Raw genomic sequence first — 15,437 nt, forward strand, 5'->3', positions numbered from 1 at the left:
AAGGCGGTAGGGGTTGGAGACCAGGCGTACGACGGTGCGGGACGTCCGCCGCGCGAACCGGGCCAGCCTGCTCACGGACCTGTTCCACGGCGGCCGGCAGAGCCGGCAGGAGCTCGGTGACACCACCGCGCTGAGCCAGGCCAGCGTGAGCAACCTGATCGGCGAGATGATCGACGAGGGCCTGGTCGAGGAGGCCGGCCTGGTCGGTTCCGACGGCGGCCGGCCCCGCGCGCTGCTGCGGGTGGCGCCCGGGTACGGCTACGTCGCCGGCGCCGACGTCGGCGAGACCCGGCTGCTGGTGGAGCTGTACGACCTGGCCATGTCCCGGCTCGCCGTGGCCCGGTTCTCGCTCGGCGACGACGGCCCGGACCCCGCGGTGACGGCCGCCCGGCTGCTCGAGGGGCTGGAGGCGGTCATCGCCGAGGCCGGCGTCGCGCGGAGCGAGGTGCTCGGCTTCGGCGTCGGCGTCCCCGGCGTCGTCGACCACTCCGGCGGGTCCGCGGTGGTGCACTCGCAGACCACCGGCTGGGACGCCGTGCCGTTGGGCGAGATGTTGCGGGCCGGGACCGACGTGCCGGTGTTCGTCGAGAACGGCGCGAAGACGCTGGGCCAGGCCGAGATGTGGTTCGGCGCCGGGCGGGGCGCGCGGCACGCGGTCATCGTCATGGTCGGCACCGGGGTCGGCGCGGCCGTGGTGATGGACGGGCGCGGCTACCGCGGCGCGTTCAGCAACGCCGGCGAGTGGGGCCACACCACCCTGGTGTACGACGGCGACGTCTGCCGGTGCGGGGCGCGGGGCTGCCTGGAGGCGTACATCGGGTCGGAGACGGTCATCGCCCGGCTCGCCGCGGCCACCGGCCGGCGGCCCGACCCCGAGCTGCTCACCCGGATGCTCGCGGCGGACGGCGCGCTGGACGAGGCGGCCCGGGCGGTCATCACGCAGACCGTCGGCTACCTCGGCGCGGGCATCGCGGGGCTGGTCAACCTGTTCTCGCCGGAGCGCATCGTGCTGGGCGGGCCGGCCGGGTTGGCGCTGGGAGAGCGCTTTCTTTCCGACATTCGCGCCGCAGCCTCGCGAAACGCCCTGCGGCACCCGTACTCCCGTACCCGGATCGACCTGTGTCAGCTCGGGCCGGACGCCGTCGCGATGGGCGCGGCCACCCTGCCGATCGCCCGGCTGCTGGCCGACGGTGGCCTGCCGGCCACGCCGGGTCCGTCGTCGCCGCCGTCCCGCGCCGCCCACCGGCGCGCGCTGAGCCGCGGCCGCAGCTGAGGCCGGTCCGCGTTGCTCAGCCGGCGGTGCGGTCCTCGACGGCGGGCCGCACCGCCGGTTCGAGCAGCGACAACGTCCGCTGCCGGGCGTCGAGGGCGACCCGGATGCCCACCGGCATCGGCAGATTCGGGCCGGCGTGTCCGAACTCGACGTTGCCCAGGACCGGGATGTTGCGCTCGCCCAGCACGTCCAGGACGATCTCGGCCAGGGTCGGCGACGCGCCGGGCGGGCCCAGCCCGTCGATCGCGTGCGGGATCCCCACGACCATGCCGGAGATCCGGTCCAGGATGCCGCTGTGCCGCAGCACCTGCAGATAGCTCCACACGTACGCGGCCTGGCCGCCCGTCTCCTCCCAGAACAGCACCGCCCCGTCGAAGCAGTCCAGGGGCAGGGCGTACGGGGTGGCCTGGGCCAGCACGATACGGTTGATCACCCCGCCGATGAGGCGGCCCTCGGCGCGGCCCGGACGCCAGCACTCCCGGGACGGGGTGGCGGGCAGCGTGCCGATCGGCTCCGGGCTGCTCAGCAGCGCCGAGTAGAGCCTCTCGAGTTCCGCCCGGCGCGCCGCCGGCACGGCCGGCCACGCCCCGCCGAGGCCGGGCGTGGCCAGGTCGGCGTGGAAGCCGACCAGGCCCGTGCGCGCGTAGAGGACCAGATGCAGCAGCGAGATGTCGCTGTAGCCGAGGATCGGCTTGGGATCGGCGGCGATCGCCGCGACGTCGATCAGGTCCAGGTAGCCCAGCGCCGTCTGGCCCCCGTCATGGGCGATGATCGCGCGCACCTCGGGCGCGCGGAGCAGGCCGTTGAGCTCCGCGGCGATCTCGGCCGGCCGGGCCGCGCTCCACCAGTGGCGCCGGCCCGCCTCGAGCAGCGGCGCCCGGCGCACGCGGAAGCCCATGCGCTCCAGCGTGGCCTCGGCCCGGGCGAGGTCGGGCTCGTACGTGGCGTGCAGCGGCCCGGACAGCGACGCGATGACGACGAGGTCGCCCGGCGCGAGGGCGCGGGGCCGGAGCAGCCGCGGCAGGGCGGAACCGGTCATCACCGCAGTATCCCGGTACGGGCCGTGCGCCGGGGCGCGGGCCGCCGGAACGGCCGCGCCCCGGACCGCCTCAGTTCCCGCGGGCCCGGCTGATCGTGTCGCGGTACCAGAGCGCGGACTGCTTGGGCGTCCGCACCTGGGTGGCGTAGTCCACGTGGACGATGCCGAAGCGCTTGGCGTAGCCCTCGGCCCACTCGAAGTTGTCCATCAGCGACCACGCGAAGTAGCCCCGGACGTCCGCGCCCTGCTCGCGGGCGGCCACCACCGCCGCGATGTGCTCCGCCAGGTAGGCGGTCCGGTCCGCGTCGGCCACGGCCCCGTCCGCGTCGGCGATGTCGTCGAACGCGGCGCCGTTCTCGGTGATGACCATCGGCAGGTCCGGGTAGTCGCGGGACAGCCGGACCAGCAGCCGGGTGAAGCGGTCCGCGGTGATCGGCCAGTCCATCGCCGTCCGCGGGCCCTCGGGCAGCACCGCGCGGACGACGGGCAGGCCGTCGGCGTCGGTGGTGTTGCCGTGCTCGTCGGTGCCGCTGAAGTCCTGTCCGAAGTAGAAGTTCACGCCCAGCACCTCGAACGGCGTGGCGATGACCGCCAGGTCGCCGTCGCGGACCGGGAACGCCGTGCCGCGCGCGGCCAGGTCCTCGACCATGTCCGCCGGGTACTCGCCCTTGCGCAGCGGGTCCAGGTAGATGCGCAGGCCCATGCCGTCCGCCCGGCGGGCCGCGTCCCGGTCCGCGCTCGTGTCGGTGGCCGGGTCGGCCGTACCCATGTTGAGCGTGATGCCGAACGTCGTCTCGCGCGTCGCCGCGGCCCGCATCCGCTGGGTCGCGAGGCCGTGGCCGAGCAGCAGGTGGTGCACGGCGGCGATGGAGTCGCCGAAGTTCTTGCGGCCGGGGGCGTGCACGCCCACGTAGTAGCCCAGCCAGGCCGAGCACCAGGGCTCGTTCAGCGTGGTCCAGGTCCGCACCCGGTCGCCGAGCCGGTCGAAGACCAGCATCGCGTAGTCGGCGAAGCGGTACGCGGTGTCCCGGTTCGGCCAGCCGCCCGCGTCCTCGAGCTCCTGCGGCAGGTCCCAGTGGTACAGCGTGACCCACGGGTCGATGCCGGCGGCCAGCAGCTCGTCGGTCAGCCGGTCGTAGAAGGCCAGGCCGGCCGGGTTGGCCGGGCCGCGGCCGCCGGGCTGCACCCGCGGCCAGGCCACCGAGAACCGGTACGTGTCCACGCCCAGGCTCTTGATCAGCGCGACGTCCTGCGGCATCCGGTGGTAGTGGTCGCACGCGACGTCGCCGTTGTCCCCGCCCACCACGGCGCCCGGCACGCGGCAGAACGTGTCCCAGATGGACGGGGTGCGGCCGTCCTCGGCGACGGCGCCCTCGATCTGGTACGAGGAGGTGGCGACGCCCCACTTGAACGACGGCGGCAGGTCGAGGGCGGGCAGGAGCAGCCCGGGGGCGGGCGTGACGGTGGGGTTCATGGTTCTCCTGTGGGGGATGGGTACGAGGACGGCCCCGGCTGGTGCGAGCCGGGGCCGTCGGCGTTCTGTGCGTTCGTCGTTCAGCCGACCGTCTGCTGGACCGGGTGCAGCCAGCAGGCGACGGTGCGGGTGGCCCCGTCCGGCGTGTCCGGGCGGCCGAGCACGGGAATGTTGTCGGCGCAGGGGTCGAAGGCCTTCGGGCACCGCGGGTGGAACGAGCACCCGCTCGGCATGCCCTTGAGGTCGGGCGGCGAGCCGGGGATGCCGGCCAGCTCGCGCCGCGGGCCCCGCAGGGCGGGGAACGAGGACAGCAGGCCGTTGCTGTACGGGTGCAGCGAGTCCTTGTAGAGCGTGGCCGCCTGTGCCTCCTCGACGATCCGGCCGCCGTACATGATGGCGATCCGGTTCGAGAACTCCACCAGCAGCGACAGGTCGTGGGTGATGAAGATGACCGAGAAGCCGAGCCGTTCGCGCAGCTCGATGAGCTGGCCCAGGATCTGCCGTTGCATGACCACGTCGAGCGCCGTGGTCGGCTCGTCCATGATGACCACCTGCGGCTGCAGGATCAGCGCCATGCCGATCATCACGCGCTGGCGCATGCCGCCCGAGAGCTGGTGCGGGTAGGCGTCCATCCGGTCCGCCGAGATGCCGACCAGCTTGAGCATCTCCCGGGCCCGGGCGTTGCGGCTGTGCGACGACATCTGCGGCTCGTGCGCGGCCAGCACGTCGGTCAGCTGGGTGGAGATCTTGTGCACCGGGTTGAGCGAGTTCATCGCGCCCTGGAACACGATCGCCGTCTCGGCCCAGCGGAACGCCTGCAGCTGCCGGTCGGTCAGCCCCAGCACGTCGTACGGCTCGCCCTGCTCCGGGTGGTAGATCACCTCGCCGCCGCTGACCACGCCCGGCGGGGCCAGCAGCCGGGTGAGCCCGTAGGCCAGGGTGGACTTGCCCGAGCCGGACTCGCCGGCCAGGCCGAGCACCTCGCCCCGGTGCAGGGTGAGGTTCACGTCGCGGACCGCGTGCACCGCCTGGTCGCCCAGGCCGTAGTCCACGTTGAGGTTCTTGATCTCGAGCACCGGCTCGTTCATGGGGTCGCCTCCGTGCTGCGGTTCACCGGGGTCGGCCGGCCGCCGATGACCGGGATCGGGCTGGCGTGGGTGTGCGGCGCGCCGGAGTTGTCCAGCACCGGGGTGAAGCCGACCCGCATCCGTACGGTCCGTCCCGACGCGGTCTTGATCTTCGTCTTGCCGGCGCTGCGCAGCCGCGGGCTGACGAACTCGTCGATGCCGAAGTTGATCAGCGACAGGGCGGTGCCCAGGAACGCGATCGCCAGGCCGGCCGGGACGAACCACCACCACGCGCCCTGGGCCAGGGCCTGCTGGCTCTGCGCCCAGAACAGGATCGTGCCCCAGTTCCACGAGGTCGCCGAGCCGATGCCGATGAAGGCCAGGGTGATCTCCGAGGTGACCGCGAAGATGACCGTGCCGACGAAGCCGGAGGCGATGATCGCCGTCAGGTTGGGCAGGATCTCGAAGATGATGATCCGCCAGGTGGACTCGCCGTTGGCCCGCGACGCCTCGACGTAGTCGCGTCGGCGTAACGACAGCGTCTGGGCCCGGAGCACCCGGGCCCCCCAGGCCCACGAGGTGAAGCCGATGATCAGGGCGACCAGGGCGTCACCGCCGCTGGGCACGGCCGCGGTGACGATGATGATCAGCGGCAGGGCCGGGATCACCAGGAACACGTTGGACAGGGCCGACAGGCCGTCGTCGGCGCCGCCGCCGAGGTAGCCCGCCGTGACGCCGATCAGGACGGACAGCACGGTGGCGATGACGCCGGCGGCGAAACCGACCAGCATGACGGCCCGGGTGCCGACCAGGATCTGGCTGAAGATGTCCTGGCCGAGGTGGGTGGTGCCGAACCAGTGGTCGGCCGAGGGCGGGGCCACGAACTGGTCGCCGCGGGCGTCCGGGTCGTACGGCGCGACCCACGGGCCGATGATCGCGAAGAGCACGTAGATGCCCAGCACGATCAGGCCGGTCATGGCCTTGGCGTTGGCGACGAACCGGAACCTGCGGCGCTTGGCCGCCTTGCTCGGCTTCGCCGCCTCGGGCTGCGCCATCGCGCCCTGGCCGGGGATGACCTGGTCGATGCTGGAGGTGGGGATGGTCACCTGTCAGCCCTCCTTGCGGGTACGCGGGTCGAGCATCAGGTAGGCGATGTCCGCGATCAGGTTGGCCACCAGCACCGAGATGGTGATGACGAGGAAGATGCCCTGCATGAGCGGGTAGTCCTTGGCGCCGACCGCGCGGAAGAGCAGGAAGCCCAGGCCCGGGTAGGAGAAGACGATCTCCACCAGCAGCGTGCCGCCCACGATGAAGCCCAGGGCCAGCGCGAAGCCGGAGATGTTGGGCAGCAGGGCGTTGCGGGCCGCGTAGCTCAGCGCCACCCGCCGGTCGGACAGCCCCTTGGCGTGCGCGACCGTGATGTAGTCCTCCGCCGCGACGGTGACCATCATGTTGCGCATGCTCAGGATCCAGCCGCTGACCGACGAGATGAGGATGGTCAGCGCCGGCAGCAGGCTGTGCTGGATCGCGCTGGAGATGAACGGCCAGTCCGGGTACGGCACCACGTCGGTGCCGTAGCCGCCCGAGGACGGGAAGAAGCTGTCCGGCCCGGCGAGCAGGTAGATGGCCAGCAGGCCGAGCCAGAAGTACGGGATCGACGACAGGAACGTGGTGGCCGGCAGCAGGCCGTCGATCCACGAGCCGCGCCGCCAGCCGGCGACCACGCCGACGCCGGTGCCGATCAGGAAGCTGATGACGGTCGTGATGCCGACCAGCGCCACGGTCCACGGCAGCGCGTCCGAGATGACCTCGGAGACCGGCGACGGGAACGCGGTGAACGACAGGCCCAGGTCGCCGTGGAAGAGCTGCTTCCAGTAGTCGACGTACTGGCTCCACAGGCTGGCGTTCTTGTCCAGGCCGAAGAGCACGTAGAGCGAGTCGATCGCGTCGGAGCTCATCTGCCCCTGGAACCGGGCCAGCAGCGACTTCACCGGGTCGCCGGGGATCAGCCGGGGGATGAAGAAGTTGATGGTGATGGCCGCCCAGGCGGTGAAGAGATAGAACAGGATCCGCTGGATCAGGAACCTCATCGGACCTCCTCCGGGTGCGCGTCCGCGGCCACCGTGACGGCCTCGGGCGATTGGCCGGTCGCGGCCGAGCCGGGCGGCTGGGCGGCGACGGTGGCCTCGTCGTAGAGCCAGCAGGCGGCCCAGTGGCCGGGCTGGTCCCCGATCTCCAGGCGGACCGGCAGGTCGGTGGTGCAGCGCGGCATGGCCATCGGGCAGCGCGGGTGGAAGCGGCAGCCGCCGGGCGGGTTGATCAGGCTGGGTGGCTCGCCGTTGCCGCGGTCCTCGGCGTCGGCCAGCATGGCCGCGATCCGGTCCGGGTCGGGCGCGGAATCGATCAGGAGCCGGGTGTACGGGTGCGCCGGCGACTGGGTGACCGATTCGCTGTCGCCGCCCTCGACCATGCGGCCGGCGTACATCACCATCGTGTCGTCGGCGAAGTAGCGGGCCGAGGCGATGTCGTGGGTGATGTAGAGGATGGCCAGGTTGAGCCGTTCCTTGAGGTCCCGCAACAGGTTGAGCACGCCGAGCCGGATGGACACGTCCAACATGGACACCGGTTCGTCGGCCAGCAGCGCCTCCGGGTCGGCGCCCAGGGCGCGGGCGATGGCGACGCGCTGGCGCTGGCCCCCGGAGAGCTCGTGCGGGAACTTGTCGAGGTAGCGCTCCGGCGGCGTCAGGCTGACCCGGGTGAGCAGGTTGCTCAGCGCGGCCTCGAGCTCCGCGGCGGAGGAGCCGGCGTTGCCGTGGATCTTCAGCGACCGGGTCAGGTGGTACCGGATCGTGTGCACCGGGTTCAGCGACGCGAACGGGTCCTGGAAGATCATCTGGACCCGGGCGGCGTACTGGCGGAACTGCCGTCCGCCCTTCACCCTCGTGCTCTCCCCGTGCAGCTTGATGTCCCCGGCGGTACGGGGATAGAGCTGCGCGAGCAGGCGGGCCACAGTGGACTTGCCGGAGCCGGACTCGCCGACCAGGGCGGTCACGCGGCCGCGTCGCAGCGTGAGATGTACGTCATCAACCGCGTGGACGGCGTCGTGCGTGCGGTTGAAAAGGTCGCGCAGCTTCCGGCGGACGGGGAAGTGCTTGGTCAGGCCGATCGCCTCAAGCACCACCTCGTTGGCCGGCGCCTCGGCCTCTGGGCTCAACGTCATGCCGAGTTCCTTCGCAGGGGTGTCGGAACTGCCGCGGTGCCGTGCCCCGGACGGGGTCGAGCCCGTCCGGGGCACGGCGGTGCGGGTCAGGAGTTGGCGGGCTTGAGGTGCAGGACGACGTCCAGGGCGTTGGCCTGCGTGGGCTGGCCGGCGCTGTAGGGGTTGGTGTCGTCGGGCCAGCCGACCCAGTTCTTGGTGCTGTAGGCCATGCCGATGTTGTCCGCGCCGACGGGGATCATCGGCACCTGCTCCACGAAGATCTTCTGGATCGTGTTGAGCGCGGTGGTGCGGGCGGCGTCGTCGCCGGCGTTGGCGTACGCGGCCAGGGCCGCGGTCGCCTCGGGGCTGTTGAAGCGGCCGAAGTTGCCACCGGGGGAGGCGACGCCGATCTTCTTCAGCAGCTTGCCGTCCATGATGGTCTGGTAGATGTCGTACGGCGTCGCGCCACCGTTGGTCCAGCGGAAGGTGGCGTCGAACTTGCCCTCCTCCACGTTGCGGAACCAGGCGTCCTGGTTGGCCTTGTCGACCGTGGCGGCGATGCCGATCTGCGCGAAGTTGCTCTTCACGATCTCCAGCGAGGTCTGGTAGTCGGACCAGCCGCTCGGGTCGGTCAGGGTGATCTTGACCGGCTTGCCGCTCGGGTCCTTCAGCGTGGTGCCCTCGAGCTTGAAGCCGGCGTCGGCGAGCACCTTCTTGGCGCCCTCGACGTCGACGGCCTGCGTCTTGCCCTTGTACTCCGGCGCGACGAAGGCGTCACCGGCCGGCGACGGCAGGCCGGTCACGCTGGTCACCAGCGGGTGGAAGTAGCCGGCCTCGGCCTGGTTGAAGATGTCCTCGCGGTTGACGACCATGCTCATCGCCTTGCGCAGGGCCACGTTGTCGAACGGCGCCTTGGTGGTGTTGATGTAGAGGCCGTGGATGCCGAGCACCGGCGGGGCCCACACCTTGTAGTGCGCCGGGTCCTTGTCGATGAAGACCGTCTTGTAGTTCGGGATGAAGACGAAGGACCACTCGTTGGAGCCGTCCGACAGGGCCGTGGTCTGCGCGTTGTTGTCGGTGTACGACGTGTAGCGCAGCTCCTTGACCTGCGGCAGGTCCTGCCAGTAACCGTCGGCGCGCACGGTCAGCGTGGTGGTCTGCGGGGTGAAGGACTTCAGCGTGTACGGGCCCGAGCCGACCGGCGTCTTGTTCGGGTCGGTGGTGGGGTCCTTGATGCCTTCCCAGATGTGCTTGGGCACGATCGGGGTCTGGCCCAGCCACTTGTCCTTGTAGACGAACATCGAGCTGGTGAACGTGACCGTCACCGTGTTGCCGCTCGCGGTGATGTCGCCGTACGGGGTGGCGGCCTGGTTCAGCGCCTCGTTCTTCTTGATCAGGCCGAAGGTGTAGGCGACGTCGTCACCGGTGACCGGCTTGCCGTCGGACCACTTGGCGTTGTCGCGGACCGTGATGGTGGCCTTCTTGAAATCCGGCGTCCACTCGGCGCCGGTGGCCAGCCACGGGCGGGACGGCTCGGCCGGCTTCACCGGGTTCCACATCATCAGCGGCTCGTAGATCATCCAGCGGTAGCCGAGCGAGGCGCCGGCCGACGTGGTGAGGAACGGGTTGTGGTTCTCGGTCTGCGGGCCGTTGGGCATGCCGACGGTCAGGAACGTGGCCCCGCTGCCGGCCTTCTTGTTGCCCTCGTTGGGGGAGTCGCCGCAGGCGGCGAGGCCGCCCGAGGCCAGCACGCCCGCCAGGGCGACCGCGAACAATTTCCTGCGCTGCATCTCTGATTTCTCCTCAGGTGGTGCGAATCGGGTGAGAGGGGGTGCCCCGAGGCAGGGCGAGTCCGCCGGACGTCGGAACGCCGGCCGTGTGACGGGTTATGGGGTAGCTGCGGCTTACGAGTGGTCGTTATGGGGGCTCGGGCCGGTGGAACCGCGAACGGTGAAGGTGGCGGGGATGACGGTGGGACGATTGGGCAGGGGTGAGCCCTCGAAGTGGGCGAGCAGCGTGCGCGCCGCCGCCTCGCCCATCTCGCGCAGCGGTTGGTGCACGGTGGTCAGCGGCGGCTGGGTGTGCGCCGCCATCGGGATGTCGTCGAAGCCGACCACCGCGACGTCCTGCGGGATGCGCCGGCCGCTGTCCAGCACGGCCTGCATCGCGCCGGTGGCCGAGAGGTCGTTGTGGGCGAAGATCGCGTCGAACTCCACATCGGACCCGATCGCCGCCTGGACGGCCTGGAAGCCGCGGGCGATGGTGAAGTCGCCGGGCAGGATGCGCTCCGGGCTGATCGGGTGGCCGGCCTCGGCGTAGACGCTCGCGAAGCCGTCGAGGCGTTGCACGGTGCAGCCGAAGCGCTCCGGGCCGGCGATGACCAGCGGCTTGTGCCGGCCGACGGCCAGCAGGTGCCGGGCGGCGGCGCCCGCGCCGGTGTGGTTGGTGGTCCCCACGCTGGGGATCTGCACCGGCTGCGTGTCGCGGTCGTCGATGAGCACCACCGGCAGGCCGCGGGCGTGCAGCATGGCGATGTAGTCCAGGGTGCCCTCGGGCTCGATGACCAGCAGCCCGTCGAAGCTCTTGGCGGAGACCTGGGCGCCGAACTGGCGCATCGACTCCTCGCCGCGGTTGCAGGTGAACAGCAGCAGGCCGTAGCGCTCGGTCTCCAGCACGTCGACGGCGCCCTGGAGCACCTCGCCGATCCAGGGCCAGGTGAGCGAGGGGACCAGCATGCCGACCACCCGGGTGCGGCCCCGGGCCAGGCCGACGGCCCGGGAACTGGGCACGTAGCCCAGTTCCTCGATGACCTTGCGGACCCGGGCGGCGGTCGACTCGTCCAGCTCACCCTTGCCGTTGAGCACCCGGGAGACCGTGGTCTTGCTGACCTTGGCCCGGGCCGCCACATCGGCGATGGTGATTGGCACGTGTCCTCCGACTTGTGTCCAGGCGGTTAATCCGCCGTTTCGGAACCGGTTTCGGGAGCGGTTCCGGGCAGTTAACTCCGGTGAGCCGGGTCACGTCAACGCGTCGGTGCCTTTATTTAGGTTTCGAGACGGTAACCACGTTGCGCCTTACTCGTTTACGTGCTTGGCAAGGGCCCCGATACCGGGCGAACCGGACAGGGTCAGCGGGCCGGCCGTCGGCGCCCGCACAGCCACGAGGTCAGCAGGGCGATGACCGTCGTCCCCGCCGTCATGCCGACCAGCACCATGATCGTGCCCACCAGGTAGAGCCCCGTCTCGTCCTCGCGGGCCGCGTTCACGGTCCACGCGGCGGTGAGCGCCACGGTCATCACCGCGGCGGCCGGCAGCGCCGGCACCCACAGCAGCACGGCCGCCACGAGCAGCGCGACGAGCGTCAGCACCAGCCCGGCGACCTGCGCGGTCGTGTACGGACCGGCGTAGTCGCCGGTCTCGGGGTCCAGGTACATGGTGGTGTCCCGGCCCAGCCAGACCCACCAGGCGAACACGGTGGCGGCGGCCAGGGCGGACAACCCGGCCAGGGTGCGGAACAGCTTCGTCGCAGGCATGGGACGAACCTAGGCGGGCGCCGCGGCGCGGCGGATGAGCCCGCATACCCAGCTCACCCGGGTACGGCGACACCCTCGACCCGGCGTACCACCTCGGGCAGCACCTCGCCCAGCGGGGCGTCCACGACCAGGTCCGCGTACGGCTCGCCGCGGGTGACGCCCTGGTTGACGATCGCCACCCGGATGTTGTCCTTGGCGGCCCGCAGCACGAACCGGCGCCCGGACATCACAGTCAGCGAGGAGCCCAGCACCAGCAACGTCCGGGCCCCCGCGACCAGCTCGAAGCTGCGGCTCACCCGGGGGGCCGGCACGGTCTCGCCGAAGTACACGACATCGGGCTTGAGCATGCCGCCGCACGACACGCAGTCGACGACCGTGAAGCCGTCCAGCTCGGCCTCGGCGATGTCCACGTCGCCGTCCGGGTTCACCGCCGTCACCGCCGCCGCGAAACCCGGATTGGCCGCGTCCAGCCGCGCCGAATGCGCCCGGCGGTCGGTCAGCTCCCCGCAGCCCAGGCAGACGATCCGGGCGAGGTTGCCGTGCAGCTCGACCACGCCGTGCGCGCCCCCGGCCTGGTGCAGCCCGTCGACGTTCTGGGTGATGATGCCGTCCAGGCGGGCCAGCTCCTGCAGTCGGGCCACGGCGCGGTGCCCGGCGTTGGGCCGCGCGTCGCCGATGGTGCGCCAGCCGAGGTGGCTGCGGGCCCAGTAGCGCCGCCGGGCGACCGGATCCCGGGTGAACGCCTGGTAGGTCATCGGGGTGCTCGGCCGGGCCGCACCGGACGGCCCGCGGTAGTCCGGAATGCCCGAATCGGTGGACAGGCCGGCCCCGCTGAGCACGACCACGCCGCCGTCGCCGACCCACGCGGCGAGCTGTTCGATCTGCGTCACCCCACCATGGTCCCTCACCCAACGGAGTGGGACGAAGGACGCACTCACGACTATCTGTGCACGCAGCGGCCGAGAACGGTAAGTTGATCGGGTGGCCACCGTCGCGCGCCTGCTGCCCCGTCACTGGGACGGGCGACGCCTGCTGCAATTCCTCACCGGCCTGGCGCTGATCGCGCTCGCCTTCGCCGCCCCGGCGCTCGCCGGCCCGGCCGCCACGCCCGCCGAGACCCCGGTCACGATCCTCACGACGGTCGACACCCCGGTGCGCCCGGGCCTGCCGGTGATCGTCGTTCCCGGCCCGGCGCCGGCCGCGGCCGCCGGGTCCTCCCTGGCCGAGGCCGCTGAGCCTGCTCTGGGCGCCGAGGGCACGGCCGAGGAGGCCGCAAGCGCGGCCATGGGTGCGGAGGGCGCGGCCGAAAAAGCCGGAAGCGCGGCCATGGGTGTCGAGGGCGCGGCCGGAGAAGCCGGAAGCGCGGCCCAGGGCGCCGAGGGCACGGCCCAGGAGGCCGTAAGCACGGCCCAGGACGTCGACAACGCGGCCGAGGACGCGACGCGCGTCGCCCGGGGCAACGAGAGCACGGCTCAGGGCGCGTCGAGCGCTGCCCAGGGGGCTGAGAGCGCGGCCCAGGCCGCCGCCCCGGCCGGACCGGGCACCACGCAGACCTTGACCGCGCTGCCGGTGCAGGTGCGGCACAGCGGCCGGATCTGCGCCGATTCCCGCGCCGCTGCCGGCGGCGTCCTCCCGGGCACCCACGGGGAGCGCGGCCCACCGCGCGCCTGATCCGGGCGCGGTCTGTGCGCCTGACCCGGGTGTGCCGTCCGTGCGCCGAGCTGGTGCTCGGTCTGCGGCCGAGCTGGTGCTCGGTCTGCGGCCGAGCTGGTGCTCGGTCCTTGCCCGGGCCGGCGCGCCGTCCGCGCGCTAACGCCCGCTCGCCCGTCCGCCCGCGGTGCGCGAGCCGGGCGACCTGCCCCGCACCGCGCCGGCGTCGCCGTCACCCGACGGCGCCGGCCCCTCGGCTTTCACGAGCGACTCCTGTGCGCGTACAGGATCCGGTTGAAGGCCGGCCACGCAGCACGATGCCCCGATCAGAGCCGCCGAGACACCCGAGAGAAGCGGAAGTTCATCGTGGAAACCGCCGCAACCATCTGGATGGTCCTGCTGATCGCCGTCGCCGCCGCGACGGCCCTGTTCGCTGTGCCCCGGCGGCCCGCCCGCGCCGCCGCGCCGCCCGCCGATCCCCGCGCCGGCGAGCGTGCCCTGGCCGCGGAGCGGGCCGCCGAGGTCTCCCGCCGCCGGCGGGCCGACTGGCTGCGCGCCCAGGAGCGGGTCGACGCGGCCTGGGCGGAGTTCGACGCCGCCGACCGCGACGCCCGCCGCGTCGCCGCCGCGGCCGCTTTCCCGATCCTCAAGCAGCGGCGGACCCGGGCCGAGATCGCCGACCGGACCCGCAACCTGCACCGCATGGCCACCGCGGCCTGCCGGCAGCGGGAGCTGTCCATCGCCCAGCTCAACGAGGCCCTCGCGCACCGCGGTCAGTGGAACCCGCGGCGGCACCCGGTGGCGCAGGAGGCCGCGTTGCGCGCCGCCGTGCGCGAGCACCGGTACGCCGCCTACCGGGCCGCGGCCGAGCAGGAACGGCAGGCGTGGCAGGAGGCCGAGCGGGCCGCGGCCACGGTGCGCAGCCTGCGCGCCGAGGTGCTCACCGTCCGGGAGGAGGCCGGCCGGGACGTGCACTACGAACAGCAGTGGACGCCGGTGCGCCCGGCCGAGGCCCGACTGGCCGTCCGCTGAACCCCCGGCGATCGTCCAGAGTGGACCTGCGACACCCGGGGGAGGGCCGGCGCGCGGGCTTGCGGCGCGCGAACCGGGCAGGCCAGGTACCGTCAGGGGCGCTGATGACGGACGGCAGGAGGCCGAAGTGTCGTTGACCCCGGCGGGCCGCCCGCCTGCCGTACGGCTGCACCGTGCCGCGCGCGTCGAGGACGCCGTGCACGAGATCGTCGAGCGGCGGCTGCGCCAGCGCGGCTGGGAGCCGGTGATCACCGCGTACACCGGATACGGCGCGCCCGGCTGGGCCCGGGTGATGGCCCGGGTCGTGCTGACCCGGCGCACCCGGTCGGTGAAGAAGCGCGACAAGGTCCGCGGCTGGCGCAGCTTCACCACGTCCCCGGTCAACAACGCGCTGGTGCAGATCCAGATCGGCGACCGGATCCACGAGACCCGCACCGACCGCAGCGGCTACGTCGACACCCGGGTCACCGGCGACCTCGAACCCGGCTGGGCCACCGTGCGGCTCAGCACCGAGGGCGCCCAGCCGGTCGAGGCGCCGATCCGGGTGGTGGACCCGGCCATCAAGTTCGGGGTCGTCTCCGACATCGACGACACCGTGATGGTCACCGCGCTGCCGCGCCCGCTGCTGGCCGCCTGGAACACGTTCGTCCTGGACGAGCACGCCCGGGCCGCGGTGCCGGGCATGGCGGTGCTCTACGAACGGCTCGTCACGGCGAACCCGGGCGCGCCGGTGTTCTACCTGTCGACCGGCGCCTGGAACGTCGGGCCCACGCTGGCCCGCTTCCTGTCCCGCCACCTGTACCCGGCCGGGCCGCTGCTGCTCACCGACTGGGGACCGACGCCGGACCGCTGGTTCCGCAGCGGCCAGGAGCACAAGCGCAACACGCTGCGCCGGCTGGCCGCCGAGTTCCCGGACATCAAGTGGCTGCTGATCGGCGACGACGGCCAGCACGACCAGGAGATCTACTCCGAGTTCGCGCACGAACACCCGGAGAACGTCGCCGCCGTGGCCATCCGCCGGCTGTCGCCGACGCAGGCCGTGCTGGCCGGTGCGATCCCCGGGCCCTCGGGCACCCCGGAGGTGGTCGGCTCCGGCGGCAAGACCTGGTTCGCCGCCCCGGACGGCGCCGGGCTGTGGACCCTGCTGCGGGACACCGATGTGGTGTGAGGA

The 15,437-nt window shown here is 72.4% G+C and carries 14 protein-coding genes; 4 read left to right on the forward strand and 10 right to left on the reverse strand.

Going from position 1 to position 15,437, the window contains the following annotated elements; translation table 11 throughout:
* Positions 1 to 13 precede the first annotated feature (13 nt).
* Entirely contained in the window at positions 14 to 1,273 is a 1,260-nt protein-coding gene (locus tag Ani05nite_RS08145) for an ROK family transcriptional regulator (protein ID WP_203766482.1), read from the forward strand.
* 16 nt (positions 1,274 to 1,289) lie between these two features.
* Here the strand turns inward: Ani05nite_RS08145 and Ani05nite_RS08150 are convergent, their stop codons facing one another.
* From Ani05nite_RS08150 to Ani05nite_RS08195, 10 genes are all read right to left on the reverse strand, one after another.
* Positions 1,290 to 2,312, reverse strand: coding sequence for a S66 peptidase family protein (locus tag Ani05nite_RS08150; protein WP_203766484.1), 1,023 nt, complete (start codon positions 2,310 to 2,312; stop codon positions 1,290 to 1,292).
* 70 nt (positions 2,313 to 2,382) lie between these two features.
* Positions 2,383 to 3,786, reverse strand: coding sequence for a GH1 family beta-glucosidase (locus tag Ani05nite_RS08155; protein ID WP_203766486.1), 1,404 nt, complete (start codon positions 3,784 to 3,786; stop codon positions 2,383 to 2,385).
* A gap of 80 nt (positions 3,787 to 3,866) precedes the next feature.
* Positions 3,867 to 4,874: an ABC transporter ATP-binding protein gene (locus Ani05nite_RS08160; RefSeq protein WP_203766488.1), complete on the reverse strand. Its 1,008-nt coding sequence runs from the start codon at positions 4,872 to 4,874 to the stop codon at positions 3,867 to 3,869.
* The gene (locus tag Ani05nite_RS08165) at positions 4,871 to 5,959 is read right to left on the reverse strand and encodes an ABC transporter permease (RefSeq protein ID WP_203766490.1); all 1,089 of its coding nucleotides are present in this window, start codon (positions 5,957 to 5,959) and stop codon (positions 4,871 to 4,873) included. Before Ani05nite_RS08165 ends, Ani05nite_RS08160 begins: the two co-directional genes overlap by 4 nt.
* A gap of 3 nt (positions 5,960 to 5,962) precedes the next feature.
* Positions 5,963 to 6,943 (reverse strand): ABC transporter permease, encoded by a 981-nt coding sequence (locus Ani05nite_RS08170; RefSeq protein ID WP_203766492.1) that lies wholly within the window; start codon positions 6,941 to 6,943, stop codon positions 5,963 to 5,965.
* A complete protein-coding gene (locus Ani05nite_RS08175; protein WP_203766494.1) occupies positions 6,940 to 8,073 on the reverse strand; it encodes an ABC transporter ATP-binding protein in 1,134 nt (377 codons plus the stop codon). The genes Ani05nite_RS08170 and Ani05nite_RS08175 overlap by 4 nt, the downstream gene beginning before the upstream one ends.
* Positions 8,074 to 8,159: 86 nt before the next feature.
* Positions 8,160 to 9,842 carry an ABC transporter substrate-binding protein gene (locus Ani05nite_RS08180; protein ID WP_203766496.1) on the reverse strand — a complete coding sequence of 561 codons (1,683 nt, stop codon included), beginning with the start codon at positions 9,840 to 9,842 and terminating at the stop codon, positions 8,160 to 8,162.
* Positions 9,843 to 9,956: 114 nt separating this feature from the next.
* Positions 9,957 to 10,979, reverse strand: coding sequence for a LacI family DNA-binding transcriptional regulator (locus tag Ani05nite_RS08185; RefSeq protein WP_203766499.1), 1,023 nt, complete (start codon positions 10,977 to 10,979; stop codon positions 9,957 to 9,959).
* A 200-nt stretch (positions 10,980 to 11,179) separates the two neighbouring features.
* Positions 11,180 to 11,584 (reverse strand): hypothetical protein, encoded by a 405-nt coding sequence (locus tag Ani05nite_RS08190; protein ID WP_203766501.1) that lies wholly within the window; start codon positions 11,582 to 11,584, stop codon positions 11,180 to 11,182.
* 53 nt (positions 11,585 to 11,637) lie between these two features.
* Positions 11,638 to 12,474 carry an NAD-dependent protein deacetylase gene (locus Ani05nite_RS08195; RefSeq protein WP_203766503.1) on the reverse strand — a complete coding sequence of 279 codons (837 nt, stop codon included), beginning with the start codon at positions 12,472 to 12,474 and terminating at the stop codon, positions 11,638 to 11,640.
* A 91-nt stretch (positions 12,475 to 12,565) separates the two neighbouring features.
* On the opposite strand from Ani05nite_RS08195, the gene Ani05nite_RS08200 reads away from it, so the two are divergent.
* From Ani05nite_RS08200 to Ani05nite_RS08210, 3 genes are all read left to right on the forward strand, one after another.
* The gene (locus Ani05nite_RS08200) at positions 12,566 to 13,255 is read left to right on the forward strand and encodes a hypothetical protein (RefSeq protein WP_203766504.1); all 690 of its coding nucleotides are present in this window, start codon (positions 12,566 to 12,568) and stop codon (positions 13,253 to 13,255) included.
* 345 nt (positions 13,256 to 13,600) lie between these two features.
* On the forward strand, positions 13,601 to 14,266 hold the full coding sequence (locus Ani05nite_RS08205) for a hypothetical protein (protein ID WP_203766505.1): 666 nt from the start codon (positions 13,601 to 13,603) through the stop codon (positions 14,264 to 14,266).
* A gap of 127 nt (positions 14,267 to 14,393) precedes the next feature.
* On the forward strand, positions 14,394 to 15,434 hold the full coding sequence (locus tag Ani05nite_RS08210; RefSeq protein WP_203766506.1) for an App1 family protein phosphatidate phosphatase: 1,041 nt from the start codon (positions 14,394 to 14,396) through the stop codon (positions 15,432 to 15,434).
* Positions 15,435 to 15,437 lie beyond the last annotated feature (3 nt).

Origin of the sequence: Actinoplanes nipponensis, assembly GCF_016862275.1 — a bacterium.
In the GTDB taxonomy this organism is placed as follows: Bacteria; Actinomycetota; Actinomycetes; order Mycobacteriales; family Micromonosporaceae; genus Actinoplanes; species Actinoplanes nipponensis.